This window comes from uncultured Psychrobacter sp. (assembly GCF_947500265.1).
Taxonomy (GTDB): Bacteria; Pseudomonadota; Gammaproteobacteria; order Pseudomonadales; family Moraxellaceae; genus Psychrobacter.
This window is the reverse complement of sequence record NZ_CANMRN010000005.1, coordinates 23842-38760: the sequence shown is the minus strand read 5'-3', so window position 1 is coordinate 38760 and position 14919 is coordinate 23842. Positions and strand designations below refer to the sequence as shown.

Below are 14919 nucleotides of genomic sequence, written 5' to 3'. Positions count from 1 at the left end.
ACGTATTTTGGTGGTAGTGCCGAGTGTCTTATCCTTGCTTGATATACGCTCATTATCAATGCTTTGTCCAAAGCAGATAAAGGCAAACAGCAACCAATCTAGACCCTAGTTATAGGCCAGTAGATAAGATATGAGTCAAAAATAACGGATATTTTTAAAGGTTATTTAAGTACACAAAATCATCGGCAACAATTACTTATGGTCATCCTAGACCCAAAATCGCAGGCGATGTTATCAATCTCATAATTCACGAAAGCCTAAGCTAACGTGGCGACGCAGTATAGCACAATAAAAAAATATATGTACCTATTTCTTCAATTACTGAGTAAATAAGCATTAACAGTGTTGATAATAAACAAGTTTAGATGTCTTATTTAATGACTAAAGCAAAATTTAATAGCTAAAGCAAATGAGCTACTCACTATCTATCGTACTACTTTGACTTCTGTTACATAAGTAGGTAGCTGCCATGCCCCGCCCGCCTCGATTAAACGGCAAAGTCCTGTGGTGCTTTCATGGCTTTTTTCAAATGCACGGCCCGTCCATAGCCAATCGGTTTTGCTCATGCAATCACCGATGCCGCGACCTTTTTGTACAGAGGTAAGCTTGCCTTTATCGTAGCCAGTAGCATTGGTCGTCACCAACGTTGGCTTATAAGGTTTACTATCATTGATTACCCAAACCCCTGCTCCAGCGTTATAAGCGCCTGTCCAGCACTCATGCTGTGCCAACAGCTGCGAGCCATTTAGACGACTGATACGCCAAGGTGATTTGTCTGAGAGATTGGGACAAACGCTGTCTGCATCTTTCATTGTGCCTTTTACTAACGATGCCAACTGAGAGGACCTCATCACAAACTTTTTGTCATTACCATCGTCCGCTTTGGCACTTGGTACGACAAACCGCAGTACTGGCGCGGCTTTGGGAGGTAATATACCGCCACTAGATTTAACAGCATCGTCATTTTTGATAAAAGCACTGGATGTACCAACGCGACCTTGGAACTCATCGGCTTTTAGCATGGCAGCACTGGCACCTTTGTCAGAGAGCTGCCAACGTGAATTGCGTAAGGCCAACGTAATTTTGCTAGATTTAGTCAACGCCTCTAACAATACAGTTACCTGCGCTTGAGTAAGCTCAGCGTTACCTGCAGCGGCTGAATATGGCTTCGTCTCGCCATAATCCTTGTCATTAATAAACAACGAGATGCGATGACGGTTGCCGAGCTGCATTAGGGCTTTAGACGAGCTGTCCTTTGCCCCGCCAAGCTTTACTTTACCATCCACGCCAGCATTCGCACCTGCGCGGCGTACGAGCAATATAGAAACCGGAAACTCACTGTTATTCTCTGCTTGATAACCTGCTAGCCGGCACGTACGCGTATTATCACAGGCGACTTGCCAGTCTTGACTGGTAAACTCAGTCGATGTACTGGCCATACTGGTGGTACTAAATAAAGCTGTGCTAAGCACTGCAAGTACAGGCAGTAATATTTTATTTTTTATCATATAGGTGGATTGTTCTTTTATTTTTTTAGGTATGTTTTCTGAATAGTACTCTACAGTGATGTTTTTGGGATTTTTATTAGACTGGGCACTGTCTTTATAGCTATTGTCATTATACTTATCATCGTCATAGGTAATGCCTGACCTACTAACACCAGTTAAATCAGCACCTTTTGATAGCGACATATCGTTTATATAATTATTGTCTTTCATAATCATCACCTTTCAGTAGAAGAAGTATAAACACCTGTCTATTGTAATGGTGCTCGGCTATCTTAACGCACTAGTGTTTCTATCTGTTGTACTAATGTATCATTGTGTAAAAACAAAGGGAAGACCTAGCATCATTATATTCATAAAAATGAATATAAAAAAAGGCTGATAAGCTATTTGCTTATCAGCCTTGCTGCTGTGTTTAAGGTTTATTTATATTTAAACTGTACTGCTAGATCTAAACTGTATTGAGTGCTTGGTTTAGTCGATTGGTTTTAGCTCTAGCGCTACTGCACGTTTAACCGCAGGACGTTCAGCGATTTTCTTAGCCCAACGCTGCAAGTGTTTGTAGTCTTCTACTTGCAAAAACTCTGCTGCGTCATAGAGCTTACCTAGTGCCAACTGGCCATACCAAGACCAGACAATCATATCCGCAATATTGTAATCAGATTCATCATTGCCGCATAGGTACTCATTATCTTTTAGATGCGTATCTAATACATCAAGCTGACGCTTGGTTTCCATCGTATAGCGGTTGATTGGATACTCTAAAGGTTCAGGCGCATACGCATAAAAGTGCCCAAAGCCGCCACCTAAGAAAGGCGCGCTACCCATTTGCCACATAATCCAAGACAGACAATCTGCTCGCGCTTTGCCAGTAGCCAGTGGCAGGAACTTATCAAACTTTTCTGCTAGATACATTAAGATAGCGCCCGACTCAAACAGTGCTATCGGCTCGCCTGCTGTATCAGTAGAATGATCGACCAAAGCTGGAATCTTTGAATTGGGGTTTATCTTTACAAACCCTGAGCCAAACTGCTCACCTTTAGAAATGTCGATTTTGTATGCATCATATGCTGCCCCATCAATACCAAGTTCGGCCAGCTCTTCTAATAGTATGTTTACCTTGACACCATTTGGCGTATTTAACGAGTACAGCTGTAACGGAGCATCGCCAACAGGCAACTCTTTATCATAGCGAGCTCCAGACGTTGGACTATTAATACTAGCAAATTTGCCGCCATTATCTTTATCTTGCGTCCAAACTTTTGGTGGTACGTATTTATTATTATCCTGACTCATAATTTATCCTCGGTTTGTATTTATGACTGCCGCGAAGGTTTACTATAACGAGAACTCGTAACGATATTAAAGTCCTCTCTTGTAATCAATGTTGTGTTTCTACTGCCAAAGTAAATAGAGACGAGCTATTAGCACTGAGCAGCTTTTTTGTCTTGTTTCGCCTCTTTGCCTTTTTATTAGCTACCCTTCGCATCGTTGCTCTTATATAAGTTATCTTATATCAGTTACTTTGAGTCACTTTTATTATGAGCCAGGCTTTCCTATACTACTCAGCTTGCATAGTGATCTGCTCGCAAATCCGCTATTTTCTTATTCCATAACGAGACGTTCAATGGGACTCACATGGTAACGCTCACCCCAACTCAAGAGAAATACCTGCCTTATGTACTAGCGGTAGCGCTATTTATGCAAATTTTAGACGCTACTATTTTGAACACCTCGTTGCCACAAATGGCGCAGGCACTCGGTGAGTCACCACTAAAGATGCAGTGGGCTGTCATCAGCTATGCATTAACCTTGGCGATTTTTATCCCTATCAGTGGTTTTTTAGCGGATAAATATGGCACACGCCGCGTATTTTTATCAGCGGTCATTATTTTTTGTGTTGGCTCATTACTGTGTGCGGCGTCGCAAACATTAGATTTTTTGGTTGCCTCACGTGTGGTACAGGGTATTGGCGGTGCCATGATGACGCCTGTCGCTCGTTTAATATTGGTCAAGTCTTATCCGCGCAATAAGCTGCTCACTGTGATGAATTTCGCTGTAATACCTGCTTTGGTTGCACCACTAGTCGGTCCAGTATTGGGTGGCTATATTGTGCAATATGCCAGCTGGCATTGGATATTTTTGATCAATATACCGATGGGTGTGGCAGGTTTTATCATGGGCAAAAAACTGGTGCCAGCGCTATATGAAGATACCAAGCGTCTTGACTGGACAGGGTTTGTATTGTTTGCCGCAGCTGCTTGCGGATTCACACTGGCTGTCGAGTTTGGTTCACAGACAGGTCGCGGAGTCTATGGGTTATTACTCGGGTTAGGCGCAAGTCTATTGATCGGCGCATATGTCTGGCATGCCAAACGGCGAGCGGCACCATTATTTCCACTGAGCTTGTTTGATATTCGCACTTTTCGAATTGGTATTACAGGCAATTTGTTTACGCGGCTTGGTATCAGTGCCGTGCCCTTTTTATTGCCTTTATTACTTCAGGTGGTATTTGAGTACTCACCTTCGCAGGCAGGTTGGCTACTTGCCCCGATTGCGGTTGGTGCTATCGGTATCAAACCTTGGGTTAGCAAAATTATTCAGCGGTTTAGCTATCGCAAAGTACTGGTCTACAATACCTTGTTTATGGGTTCGCTTATCATTGTACTAGCGCAGTTTAATGATGCGTCGCAGTGGCTATGGTTTATACCTATCCTGACCATCATGGGTGCCTGCAACTCTATGCAGTTCAGTGCGATGAATACGATTACTATTGGCGATTTACAGGGCACACAGACCAGTAGCGGTAATAGCTTAATGGCGGTCAATCAGCAGTTGGCGATTAGCTTTGGTATTGCGTTCGGTGCCGCTGTATTGAATCTATTACGTGAGCGTCTGCAGATGGATACACTGGTAGCATTCCAAATAACTTATTGGATACTGGGTATTTTGACCATTCTCTCGGGGCTGTATTTCTTACGTCTGAAACCTGAAGACGGCCGCGGTTTATACTAGGGTGTGTCTTCAATCGAGATAAGTTTTCTATTGAGTGAGATTTTACGTACGACAAGTCTCTATTCTGTATATCCGAAACGTTAAAAATAGCTTATCTATAGACAGAAAAAAGCCAGTATGCGATTGGATTATCAATCTCATACTGGCTTTTTCTTATGACTGACATTAATAGCAAATATTATTATGCGTCATCATCACTCATTTGTGATTGGATGTAGCGCTCTACACCAATACTTTCTATCAAGTCCTGCTGCGTCTCTAACCAGTCTTCATACTCTTCATTGCCATCTTTTAGCGTGACTAATAGCTGGCGAGAAACATAGTCAGACTTTGTCTCACATAAGGTGACGGCATCAGTAATAATATCGAACTTTTGTCTCTCAAGACGTAGGTTGCACTCAATAATTTCTGGTACATCTTCACCGACCAATACCTTGCCCAGTTCCTGCAAGTTTGGCAAACCGCCTAACAATAAAATACGAGCGATTAGGTCGTCTGACCATTTCATCTCAGCAATAGATTGCTTATATAATGAGTCATTAAGCGCTTCTAGCCCCCAATGGCGTGCAATACGTGCATGCAAAAAATACTGGTTGATGGCAATCAATGACTGCCCAAGTACTTTGTTTAACGCGCGAATAACTTCTTTATCCCCTGTCATTACCTTTCTCCCTTAATCTCTATTATTTATGCTAAATACTGTGAATGCTATTCATACGTACGATGATATCAGACAATATTAGGAGTGACTTCAGCCATTTGGCTTTGTAGGTAATTCGGTAGACCAATCATGTCGATGAGACGGAGCTGCTGCTCAAGCCAATGCGCATGATCTTCTTCGGTGTCTTTCAACTGCTCAACAAGCATCTCACGCGTGACATAGTCATGCTCTGCTTCGCAAAGTGCGATACCTTCTTTTAGATGCTTTTGTACTTGATACTCTAAATCTAGGTCAAACTGCAGCATCTCAGGGACAGTCGCACCGATATGGATAGCGTCGACCGACATCTTTGGCGTGCCACTCAACATCAAGATACGGCGAATGATGTTCTGTGCGTGTAGCGTTTCGTCTTCCATTTCATGATGGATACGGTCGTATAACTTGCCATAGTGCCACTCAGCATACATCTCTGAATGGATAAAATATTGGTCACGAGCGGCAAGCTCACCACCTAGTAAGAAATTCAAATAATCAATGACTTTCTGGCTACCTATCATAACGCGTACTCCCCTATTTATTTTTACCGATCACCATAAATCCACAATTTATTATATAAGGATAGCATAATTGGCGAACTGATCAGTAAAAATCAAAATCAATAAAATGGCTTCTAATCTCAGGTAAATATAGTAGCATACAGGCGCAGTATAGGGTGTAACGTTATGAACTAAGAATAAGATGCTAATTGAGAATCATAATTAGCTACAACTAGTATTGATATGTGTTATGTAACATGCTGGCGTTTGAGTGAGGTTATATGGACGCTTGCACCCGACCCTTTATGTATAATAAAGTTAGATGCAGAATATTGAATATATTTTATCGTATTATATTACAAGGTATATGATTGATAATATTTAAACGGCGTATGCTAGATTATCGAGTTTTGCATGGTGTTCGTCTAGGTAGTCATTGACCATCGGCTCACAACAGCCACAGCACGTTGCTACATCGAGCGTATCTTTTAGACCATCGAGCGTATCAACACCTGCAGCAATAGCTGCTTTGATTTGCTTTTCTTTTACGTTGTTGCAGATACATACGTACATGGATTGGCTCCTCGGAATACCACTATTCGATAATGACGGCATACGACACTTATATAAAAACCTTTGTGATAAGTGTCATTGATAAACGGATAATTTACTGTTTTCTAGCAATGAAAACTTAGTCGTTGAAATCACGTTTATCGCTTGCAGTATAATAACGATAATTATTATCATTTTCAATCACATTCGATATATTTATTCGTCGAGACAGTATCCTTGTATTACAGGCAGTTCATTTATGTAAGTGGATATAAGTGTGCATGTAACCGAATATTGTCAAAGGTAGTGAATTGACGATGAACTGTAAATTTGCTTATTTTTTAATCGATTTTGTAGATAACTGCTGTTATATTGAACCCCTATTAACGAAGCCCATTGGAATTCACCTATGTCTGATAATAACTTTACGATACGACCTATCGATTTATTCAAAGTCCTATCTGATCCGACACGTCTAAAAATATTTCAAATTCTTTTTAAAAAAGAAGCACGTTGCGTGGGTGATTTGGTAGATATGCTTGACCAGCCACAACCAACGATATCACGCCACCTAAACCATTTGAAAAAATTGGGTATTTTGAGCTGTGTACGTGATGGTACTTGGATGTGGTATGAGGTCGCTGATGATTTACCAGATTGGTGTCAAGATATCTTAGACATCACCTACGAGCAAATCACTCCTAGAGGCACTAGTAGAGATGTATCGGATCTTGCGTAGATGCTATTGTCTGCTTAGATTTTTAGCTCTTTGACTGTGCTTTATAAAAAGCGTTTAAGACAATAAATCTGCGGCAATGCGCAGACTAAAAAAGACCTACTTTCGTAGGTCTTTTTTTTGCTCAACTATTGATATTTAAACCTCTCTAGGTCAAATACTTATACAAGATCTAAGAAGTCACTAATAAAGGCATTGGCTGGCTGGTGTATCAGCTCCTCTGACGTGCCCACCTGCTCTACTCGGCCTTGATTCATTACGACGATCTCATCTGATACCGCACGTGCTTCTTCTTGATCATGCGTTACCATGATACTAGTGATACCAAGCTCGTGATGGATGTTTTTTAGCCATGTGCGCAGCTCTTTACGGACTTTGGCATCTAGTGCACCAAACGGCTCATCTAGCAGCAGTAGCTTTGGTTTAACAGCAAGTGCCCTTGCTAGTGCTATGCGCTGGCGCTGACCACCTGATAGCTGATGTGGATAAGCATTGGCAACTTGTGGTAGCTGTACGAGGTCTAAGAGCTCTGCTACGCGCTTATTGATATCAGCTTTGCTCGGGCGTTCGTTTTTTGGCAACAAGGTCAAGCCAAATGCCACATTATCTGCGATGTTCTTATGGCGAAACAGCGCATAATGCTGAAACATAAAGCCAATATGGCGCTTTTGGACTGGGGTATCGGTCACGTCTAGCTCATCAAACAATACCTGCCCCGAGTCGGCATATTCCAGACCCGCAATAATACGTAGCAAAGTGGTCTTACCGCAGCCTGATGGACCTAGTAACGTCGTCAATTTGCCAGTTGGCACGGTGATATTGATATTGTCTAAAGCCGTAAAATTGCCGAATTTTTTATTAACGTTGCGAATCTCAATGCTCATAATCGTATCTCTTATTATATCTTTTGTCGTATCTTGGCAAGTAGCTGAGTAGCGACTGCATCCGTAGTATTAACATCATTCATCAGATAATGGCAGTTATACCTTGCCAGTACTGTCCGCACTCGTCGATTCAGTGACGGTAGTGGCGTTAGCACTTACTGGCAGCTCAGGTGCGCTGGCAAGCCGCTCAGATTTAGCAAATTTACGCTCTTGTATCTTAGTCATGACTTGCTGAATCAGTAGCGTCACTAAGGCAAGTGCAGCCAATATGCTCGATAAGGCAAACGCAGCGGTAAAGTTATAATCGTTATAGGCAATCTCAACCAATAGCGGCATGGTGTTGGTCTCGCCACGAATGTGACCAGATACCACGCTGACCGCACCAAACTCACCCATCGCACGGGCATTGGTCAGAATCAAACCATATAGCAGTGCCCATTTGATATTAGGCAGTGTCACATGCCAGAAAGTCTGCCAACCAGTCGCGCCTAATGTTAGCGCTGCCTGCTCTTCAGAGTCGCCTTGAGTCTGCATCAATGGGATCAGCTCACGTGCAACAAACGGAAAGGTCACAAATAATGTCGCCAAAATGATACCAGGTACTGCATATATGACCTGAAAACCCATACTCTCAAGCCAACCGCCAATAGTAGAGTTCAGTCCAAACAGCAGCACAAACATCAAACCTGCAACCACTGGTGATACCGAAAATGGTAAATCAAGCAACGTGGTGACCAGCTGCTTACCTTTAAACTGATAGCGCGTGACCAACCATGCAATCGCGATGCCCATTACCATATTAATTGGTAAGACAATGCCTGCCGTAATAAGCGTCAGCTTGATGGCTTGCAAAGCTTCAGGGTCTACTAATGAAGCAATATATAACTGCCAACCATTTTTAAAGGCTTCGTAAAATACTGCTAGCAATGGAATGACCAACATGACAATCATGAATAATACCGCAATGGCAATAAAGGTACGGCGTATCCATGGGGTATCTTTGGTCGCAGCGTTGCTTTGGTAGTCGTAGCTATTAGATATTTGCATATTAGCGAGCTCCTACGCGGCGCGACAGTTTCCACTGCATGATATTAATGGTCAGCAAGATAACAAATGATATGAGTAGCATAAATAGTGCAACCGCAGAAGCCCCTTGAATATCAAACTGCTCAAGCTTACTGATAATAATCAGCGGCAAAATCTCAGACTGCATCGGAATATTGCCCGCGATAAAGATAACTGAGCCATACTCACCAGTGGCACGAGCAAACATCATACCTGCACCCATTAACAAGGCTGGCAATAGCTCTGGCAAAATTACTTTGCGAAAAGTCGTCAAACGATTGGCGCCCAATACCGCAGCCGCTTCTTCAAACTCAACCGACAGCTCAGCAAGTACAGGCTGTACCGCACGGACAATAAAGGGGAAACTAACCACAACTAAAGCCAGCCAAATACCTATCGGCGTAAAGGCCACCTGAATATCGAACTTGGCAAACCATTGACCGATCAAGCCATTAGGCGCATATAAAGTGGCAAGCGAGATACCTGTAACGGCCGTTGGTAGTGCAAATGGTAAATCAACCAAGGCATTAATCAGTGACTTACCCCAAAACTCATAGCGGACAAGTACCCATGCGACCAACGTACCAAATACCATATTGGTCAACATCGCCAAAAACGACATCCATAAGCTTAGCTTGATAGCGGCAGTGACTTGCGGCTGGGTAATGGTTTCCCAAAAGCCCGTCCAACCCATCTGCGTCGTGGTATAGGCCATCATGGCAAACGGTAGCACCACCAATAACGACAAGCTAAAGACAGTAATACCCATGCTCAGACCGAACCCAGGTAGCACATTGCGCTGACGCAAACGGGTCAGCCAACCTTTTTTGTTGCCGGGCTTACTGGCAGAAGAAGATGTTGCACTCATAGTGATGTCCTATTGCCTAACTGATGGTACTTAGCGAGGGTGCTCACTGCAAGACCATTATTACCATTGTTATCAAAATTATTATTGGTCGGCTTATAATATAAAGGACATAGTGCGTACGACCATGTCCTTTATGGGGTGCTTCATGACTGACTGTACGATTAATCGAGTTAATCCGTTTCAGCGTTTAGCGCAGTAGCTGCCCTAACTACTCAGCAAGTGATTACTGAGGCGCGTTAATTGCTAATTGGTCAAAAACACCGCCATCACTGAAGTAAGTGCTCATGATCTCATCCCATGTACCAAAGGCATCGTTCGGGCGGAAAGTCTCAACTGGCGGTAATTTGTCACCGTTTTTGTCAAGCACGCTCTTAACGCTAGGACGTAGATATAGATTGGCCGCTAGCTGCTGAGCAGGCTCACTCCATAAGTAATCAAGGTACGCTTTGGCAGCGTCTGTAGTGCCTTTTTTATCTGTTACCGTCTTCACAACTGCTACAGGGCTTTCTGATTTAATTGAGTATTTTGGATAAACGATGTCTACTTGACCTGCGCCAAAATCAGTCGCTGCAAGGTTGGCTTCGTTTTCAAAAGTAACCAACACATCACCAATACCGCGCTGTACGAAAGTCGTTGTCGCGGCACGTCCGCCGTTTTCATAGACTTTGACATTTTTTAGCATGTCTTTTACGTAGCCTTTAGCTTTTGATTCATCTTGATTAAAAGCATGTAGACCATAACCGTATGCACCCAAGAATGCATAACGACCGTTACCCGTCACCTTTGGATTGGCCATGACAATCTCAACACCGTCTTTGGTCAAGTCTTCCCAGTCTTTGATATTTTTTGGATTATCTTTACGTACCAAAAATACGATCGTACTGGTAAAAGGAACCGCGTTGTCTGGGAATTTGCTTTCCCAATCTGACTCAACCAAGCCTTTTTTCTCAAGCAGCTCAATATCAGACCCTTGGTTCATGGTGGCAACATCGGCTTGTAGACCGTTGGCAACAGACAGTGCTTGCTTACTTGAGCCGCCATGTGACTGTTTGATTAGGATATTGCTGTCTGGGTTTTCAGCTTTGTAGTGCTCAACAAACAACGGGTTATAGTCTTTATAGAAGTCACGTGCCACATCGTATGAGACATTAAGTAGCTCGATATTTTGCCCTTCTGTCGTCGCTGAACCATCAGCTGCGGCCTCAGTAGTCTCACTGTTGCTACAGCCAGCTAGACCAAGAGTCAAAGCAACGCCAGCAATACTCAAGGCACTAAGAGTTTTACTTTTCTGTTGATAACGAGCTACGTCTGTCATAAATACCTCAAAGATGTCTGTTGTGTAATGCAAGTATGCTAACAGCGCCATCTTATTATGTTTAATGATGAATATGCGTATGTTATTGCCAAAAGGGAATAACCAGTAAACAAAGCCAGATATATCAATAAGTTGTTAAAAGAATCTGTATGTATAACTGACTGTTTGTTTATTGATGGTTTTAGTACTGGCATGCGCCCTATCTATCTTGTCCGCGTTTTACTGAAAGCAGTTAAGATAGATAGTTATATAAACTAAGAATGAACGACTAATTCGTAGTTGCCAGCTGATCAAAACGGCCACCATCTACAAAGAAAGCATCCATAATCTCTGCCCATGAGCCAAACACAGCCACAGGTTCAAACGTCTCAATATCAGGCAAAGTATCTTTATGAGCAGCTAAAATTTGCTCATCACTTGGACGCATGTACATTTTTGCCATGAGCTCTTGGGCAGGTTTGTCCCATAAGCCTTTTAGATAAGCATTAGCTGCTTCTGTCTTACCAGATTTTTCAGTCACTGCCGTTACGACTGCTACTGGGTTGGCAATCGTAATCGAATAGCTCGGATATACGATATCAACGTTACCCTTTGCAAATTGCTGTGCAGTCAAATGTGCTTCGTTTTCGGTCGTGATCAACACATCACCCAAACCACGCTGAGTAAAACTGGTCGTTGCAGCGCGTGCACCATTATCATAAGTGACGACGTTGGCCAGCAGTTTTTTGATAAAGTCATTGGTTTTTACAGGGTTTTCATTACTGCTTTCTTTGAATTGATGCAAGCCATAACCATAGGCGCCTAAGAAGGCATAACGCGCCGTGCCACTGGTTTTCGGGTTCGGGATGACCACATCGATATCATTACGGGCCAAATCTGACCAGTCTTTGATATTTTTTGGATTACCAGCGCGAACCAGTAATACCATGGTGCTGGTGTACGGCACGGCATTATTTGGAAGTGCTTGCTGCCAGTCAGCAGCGACTAAGCCTTTTTCCACCAATAGATTCATGTCGCTCTCTTGGTTAAAGGTCACCACATCCGCTTGCAGACCATTAGCGACAGAGAGTGCCTGCTTACTAGAGCCGCCATGTGACTGATTGATATTTACTTTGCTATTTGGGTGTGTCTTCTGATAGTCGGTACTAAATAAGGTGTTGTAGTCTTTATAAAAGTCGCGAGACACATCATAGGAGACGTTGAGTAGATTAATATCCTGTGTCCCGCCACTGGCATTATTTGCCGCGTCATCTTGCGTCGCTTCGGTTGGACTGCAGCCTGTCATTATCATCGCTGCTGCGAGCATGCCGCTGGTGGCAAGTACACGTGCTTTTACAGGCTTATTATTAGTTGATTGAATGCTAGCAATGCTGATTTGTTGGAATTTTTTTTGCATGATGCTCTCGATAAAAGTATTAGAAGCGTTTTGTCAAAATCTTGACCATCATCACAGAGCCTACAATCTTTTGAGTTCGGTTGTCGGGATGATGCAAGCTATGCTAGCAGCATAAATAGCAAACGCTTAGTGACGAATTAGCTTATCGACTAGTGAAGTTGGCATAAGTGATAGGAGCAATCGTTTTGCATCATTTTGCATCATTTTGCATCGTTAAGAATAAAATGAGTTGAGTAGTTGCTGGCAGGTTTATTAAGTAGACTATGATTTGGGTAGGCTGTACCATTATTTGTACGTCATAAAGTCTGCTGTATTAATGATACTTTCATTATCCCGATACTATGCGAACCTTACTTTTCTAATTGACCAAAGGCCCTTATATGAATACTTCATACCATCAATTTCGTTCTATTGTAGGGCTAATAATGACCTCTACCCTAGCTGCTTTAACAGGCTGTAATAGTATGTCGCCCACTGTGGATAGCAATAGCCACAGCGCTGTTAAAATAGCCACTAGTGAAACACTAGCCATGCCAGTGAGTAACAACAATATTCTTGGAGACAAGGTTTCAGCGGATTACGCTACTGCCGACTACGACAAACGAGCACAAGGCTATGATTGGGTTGGCGTGATGGTACGAGCAGATGGTGATCGACAGATTGACATTAGAGTTCGCTCACGCAGCGATATCAAAAAACCTACTTGTCACTTCGATGGTAAAGCGACATTCATGGGGCAAGATACTGCTCATGGTATGATTTTTCAGTCAAAGGTAAATGACAGCACGGCTTTTTTTCAATTTAAGGATGACACCCTCATCATCGACAGCCCAGACAAGTATGCACTGAACTATTTTTGCTCAGGTGGAGGCTCGCTTGCTGGAAAGTATAAAAAGCTGGCAGTAGGTTTAGAGATTTGAGAGACAGCGCTAACATGCGTTAGGACGTGTTTTCATTTCAAAAATAGTGATAAAAACAAAAAGGTGCCAGACAATAAGTCTGACACCTTTTTTATAACTGGCTTAATACGAGTTATTTATACTGATGATCTGCCCTTATACCGCAGATGCACCCGTTAATTTAACTTCAGCACGCTCTTCTTTTGCAATGCCGGCATAGTAGTCACGCAAAATTTGTAGTACTTCTGGACGGCTAAAGTTATCTGGTACATCTTCGTCTTCTGATAGCGCTTTACGCAGCTTAGTACCTGACACTTTAACGTGCTCAGAGGCGTCATGCGGGCAAGTTTTGTCTGATGCCATCGCGTTACAAGCGTTACACCAGAACGTCCAGCCAATTTTGAGCGGTTGGGTGATAAGGTCGTCTTTACCAACATGTTCAAAAATAGTTTGCGCATCAAACGCACCATAGTAATCGCCGACACCCGCATGGTCACGACCAACAATCAGATGACTACAGCCGTAGTTTTGACGGAATAGCGCATGTAACAATGCCTCACGTGGGCCAGCATAACGCATATCCAACGGATAGCCTGCTTGGATAACAGTATCTTGTCTAAAGTAGTTATCAATTAGCGTTTTGATGGCTTCTTGACGAACTTCTGCTGGTATGTCGCCAGGTTTCAATGCGCCTAATAATGAATGAATCAATACACCATCACAGATCTCAATCGCAATCTTGGCCAAATACTCATGTGAACGGTGCATTGGGTTGCGCGTTTGGAATGCCGCTACTGTTTTCCAGCCTTTAGCATCTAAAATTGCGCGCGTTTCTGCTGGCGTTTTGTAGATTTCTGGATATAACGTTGGGAACTCACCTTCGCTAAGTACTTCAACACTACCGGCAATATTGACGGCTTCTTGGTTCAATACTTGCTGTACGCCTGGATGCTCCGAATCCGTGGTCGTAAATACTTGTTGACACTCATGTTCTTTATCGATGGTATAAGTTTCTTCTACCGTCAAGATACCCATGACTTCGCCATCTTGAGCAACCAAGGCTACTTTGTCGCCTTGGCTCAAATTATCTGCAGTTTCTTTTGGCGCAGACAAAGTGATAGGAATTGGCCAAAACAAACCCGCGTTTTCGCCGCTTTGCAGACGCATATTATCAACTACGCCCTGCCAGTCCGCTTGATTCATAAAGCCATTTAACGGAGTAAAGCCGCCGATACCGAACATGATTAAATCACCGCGCTCACGTGAGCTTAAAGTGATGGTTGGTAATGTGCTGGCAAGTTCTAATGCTTGCTCACGTGCTTCGTCTTCTAACAACAGTGGTTTAAGCTCGGCACTGCCATGTGGTGGAACCAGCTTTGATTTGGATTGGGATTGAGTTGGGCTTTGAGTCTGAGACATATAGTTATTAAAACCTCTTATAAAAAGAATGGTTGGAAGAGATGAGCAAAAATGCAAAAGCGATTAAA

The 14919-nt window shown here is 42.9% G+C and carries 14 protein-coding genes; 3 read left to right on the top strand and 11 right to left on the bottom strand.

The features are described from left to right. Positions 1-425: 425 nt before the first annotated feature. Complete coding sequence (locus Q0788_RS08670) at positions 426-1718, bottom strand: DUF1176 domain-containing protein (RefSeq protein ID WP_298809664.1); 1293 nt, start codon at positions 1716-1718, stop codon at positions 426-428. 261 nt (positions 1719-1979) lie between these two features. Next, the gene (gene yghU, locus Q0788_RS08665) at positions 1980-2801 is read right to left on the bottom strand and encodes a glutathione-dependent disulfide-bond oxidoreductase (RefSeq protein ID WP_298809662.1); all 822 of its coding nucleotides are present in this window, start codon (positions 2799-2801) and stop codon (positions 1980-1982) included. A 342-nt stretch (positions 2802-3143) separates the two neighbouring features. On the opposite strand from yghU, the gene Q0788_RS08660 reads away from it, so the two are divergent. Further along, positions 3144-4520, top strand: coding sequence for a DHA2 family efflux MFS transporter permease subunit (locus Q0788_RS08660; RefSeq protein WP_298809661.1), 1377 nt, complete (start codon positions 3144-3146; stop codon positions 4518-4520). A 181-nt stretch (positions 4521-4701) separates the two neighbouring features. On the opposite strand, the gene bfr (Q0788_RS08655) is transcribed toward Q0788_RS08660, so the two are convergent. The 3 genes from bfr (Q0788_RS08655) to Q0788_RS08645 all read right to left on the bottom strand — a co-directional run bounded on the left by bfr (Q0788_RS08655) (position 4702) and on the right by Q0788_RS08645 (position 6290). Further along, on the bottom strand, positions 4702-5181 hold the full coding sequence (bfr, locus tag Q0788_RS08655; RefSeq protein WP_057760255.1) for a bacterioferritin: 480 nt from the start codon (positions 5179-5181) through the stop codon (positions 4702-4704). Between the two features lie 68 nt (positions 5182-5249). Next, a complete protein-coding gene (gene bfr / locus Q0788_RS08650) occupies positions 5250-5738 on the bottom strand; it encodes a bacterioferritin (protein ID WP_057760257.1) in 489 nt (162 codons plus the stop codon). Between the two features lie 360 nt (positions 5739-6098). Next, positions 6099-6290, bottom strand: coding sequence for a (2Fe-2S)-binding protein (locus Q0788_RS08645; RefSeq protein WP_101205900.1), 192 nt, complete (start codon positions 6288-6290; stop codon positions 6099-6101). Between the two features lie 388 nt (positions 6291-6678). Here Q0788_RS08645 and Q0788_RS08640 point away from each other — a divergent pair, with 388 nt between their 5' ends. Beyond that, entirely contained in the window at positions 6679-7008 is a 330-nt protein-coding gene (locus Q0788_RS08640) for a helix-turn-helix transcriptional regulator (protein WP_057760261.1), read from the top strand. Between the two features lie 158 nt (positions 7009-7166). On the opposite strand, the gene Q0788_RS08635 is transcribed toward Q0788_RS08640, so the two are convergent. The 5 genes from Q0788_RS08635 to Q0788_RS08615 all read right to left on the bottom strand — a co-directional run bounded on the left by Q0788_RS08635 (position 7167) and on the right by Q0788_RS08615 (position 12533). Continuing rightward, on the bottom strand, positions 7167-7889 hold the full coding sequence (locus Q0788_RS08635) for a sulfate/molybdate ABC transporter ATP-binding protein (protein WP_367179720.1): 723 nt from the start codon (positions 7887-7889) through the stop codon (positions 7167-7169). A 96-nt stretch (positions 7890-7985) separates the two neighbouring features. Then, positions 7986-8936: a sulfate ABC transporter permease subunit CysW gene (cysW, locus tag Q0788_RS08630; RefSeq protein ID WP_298809659.1), complete on the bottom strand. Its 951-nt coding sequence runs from the start codon at positions 8934-8936 to the stop codon at positions 7986-7988. Position 8937: 1 nt separating this feature from the next. Further along, positions 8938-9822 carry a sulfate ABC transporter permease subunit CysT gene (gene cysT / locus Q0788_RS08625; RefSeq protein WP_057760265.1) on the bottom strand — a complete coding sequence of 295 codons (885 nt, stop codon included), beginning with the start codon at positions 9820-9822 and terminating at the stop codon, positions 8938-8940. A gap of 223 nt (positions 9823-10045) precedes the next feature. Further along, on the bottom strand, positions 10046-11137 hold the full coding sequence (locus Q0788_RS08620; RefSeq protein WP_298809657.1) for a sulfate ABC transporter substrate-binding protein: 1092 nt from the start codon (positions 11135-11137) through the stop codon (positions 10046-10048). 268 nt (positions 11138-11405) lie between these two features. Further along, on the bottom strand, positions 11406-12533 hold the full coding sequence (locus Q0788_RS08615; RefSeq protein ID WP_298809655.1) for a sulfate ABC transporter substrate-binding protein: 1128 nt from the start codon (positions 12531-12533) through the stop codon (positions 11406-11408). Between the two features lie 425 nt (positions 12534-12958). Between Q0788_RS08615 and Q0788_RS08610 the strand changes: the two genes are divergently transcribed. Next, positions 12959-13453: a hypothetical protein gene (locus Q0788_RS08610; protein ID WP_298809653.1), complete on the top strand. Its 495-nt coding sequence runs from the start codon at positions 12959-12961 to the stop codon at positions 13451-13453. A gap of 135 nt (positions 13454-13588) precedes the next feature. Here the strand turns inward: Q0788_RS08610 and sat are convergent, their stop codons facing one another. Further along, on the bottom strand, positions 13589-14851 hold the full coding sequence (gene sat / locus Q0788_RS08605; RefSeq protein WP_298809650.1) for a sulfate adenylyltransferase: 1263 nt from the start codon (positions 14849-14851) through the stop codon (positions 13589-13591). Between the last annotated feature and the right edge of the window lie 68 nt (positions 14852-14919).

What these genes read in the sequence shown, in the direction of transcription:
- Q0788_RS08670 (WP_298809664.1), bottom strand. Translation starts at nt 1,718, where the DNA reads ATGAAAGACAATAATTATATAAACGATATGTCGCTATCAAAAGGTGCT.
- yghU (WP_298809662.1), bottom strand. Translation starts at nt 2,801, where the DNA reads ATGAGTCAGGATAATAATAAATACGTACCACCAAAAGTTTGGACGCAA.
- Q0788_RS08660 (WP_298809661.1), top strand. Translation starts at nt 3,144, where the DNA reads ATGGTAACGCTCACCCCAACTCAAGAGAAATACCTGCCTTATGTACTA.
- bfr (WP_057760255.1), bottom strand. Translation starts at nt 5,181, where the DNA reads ATGACAGGGGATAAAGAAGTTATTCGCGCGTTAAACAAAGTACTTGGG.
- bfr (WP_057760257.1), bottom strand. Translation starts at nt 5,738, where the DNA reads ATGATAGGTAGCCAGAAAGTCATTGATTATTTGAATTTCTTACTAGGT.
- Q0788_RS08645 (WP_101205900.1), bottom strand. Translation starts at nt 6,290, where the DNA reads ATGTACGTATGTATCTGCAACAACGTAAAAGAAAAGCAAATCAAAGCA.
- Q0788_RS08640 (WP_057760261.1), top strand. Translation starts at nt 6,679, where the DNA reads ATGTCTGATAATAACTTTACGATACGACCTATCGATTTATTCAAAGTC.
- Q0788_RS08635 (WP_367179720.1), bottom strand. Translation starts at nt 7,889, where the DNA reads ATGAGCATTGAGATTCGCAACGTTAATAAAAAATTCGGCAATTTTACG.
- cysW (WP_298809659.1), bottom strand. Translation starts at nt 8,936, where the DNA reads ATGCAAATATCTAATAGCTACGACTACCAAAGCAACGCTGCGACCAAA.
- cysT (WP_057760265.1), bottom strand. Translation starts at nt 9,822, where the DNA reads ATGAGTGCAACATCTTCTTCTGCCAGTAAGCCCGGCAACAAAAAAGGT.
- Q0788_RS08620 (WP_298809657.1), bottom strand. Translation starts at nt 11,137, where the DNA reads ATGACAGACGTAGCTCGTTATCAACAGAAAAGTAAAACTCTTAGTGCC.
- Q0788_RS08615 (WP_298809655.1), bottom strand. Translation starts at nt 12,533, where the DNA reads ATGCAAAAAAAATTCCAACAAATCAGCATTGCTAGCATTCAATCAACT.
- Q0788_RS08610 (WP_298809653.1), top strand. Translation starts at nt 12,959, where the DNA reads ATGACCTCTACCCTAGCTGCTTTAACAGGCTGTAATAGTATGTCGCCC.
- sat (WP_298809650.1), bottom strand. Translation starts at nt 14,851, where the DNA reads ATGTCTCAGACTCAAAGCCCAACTCAATCCCAATCCAAATCAAAGCTG.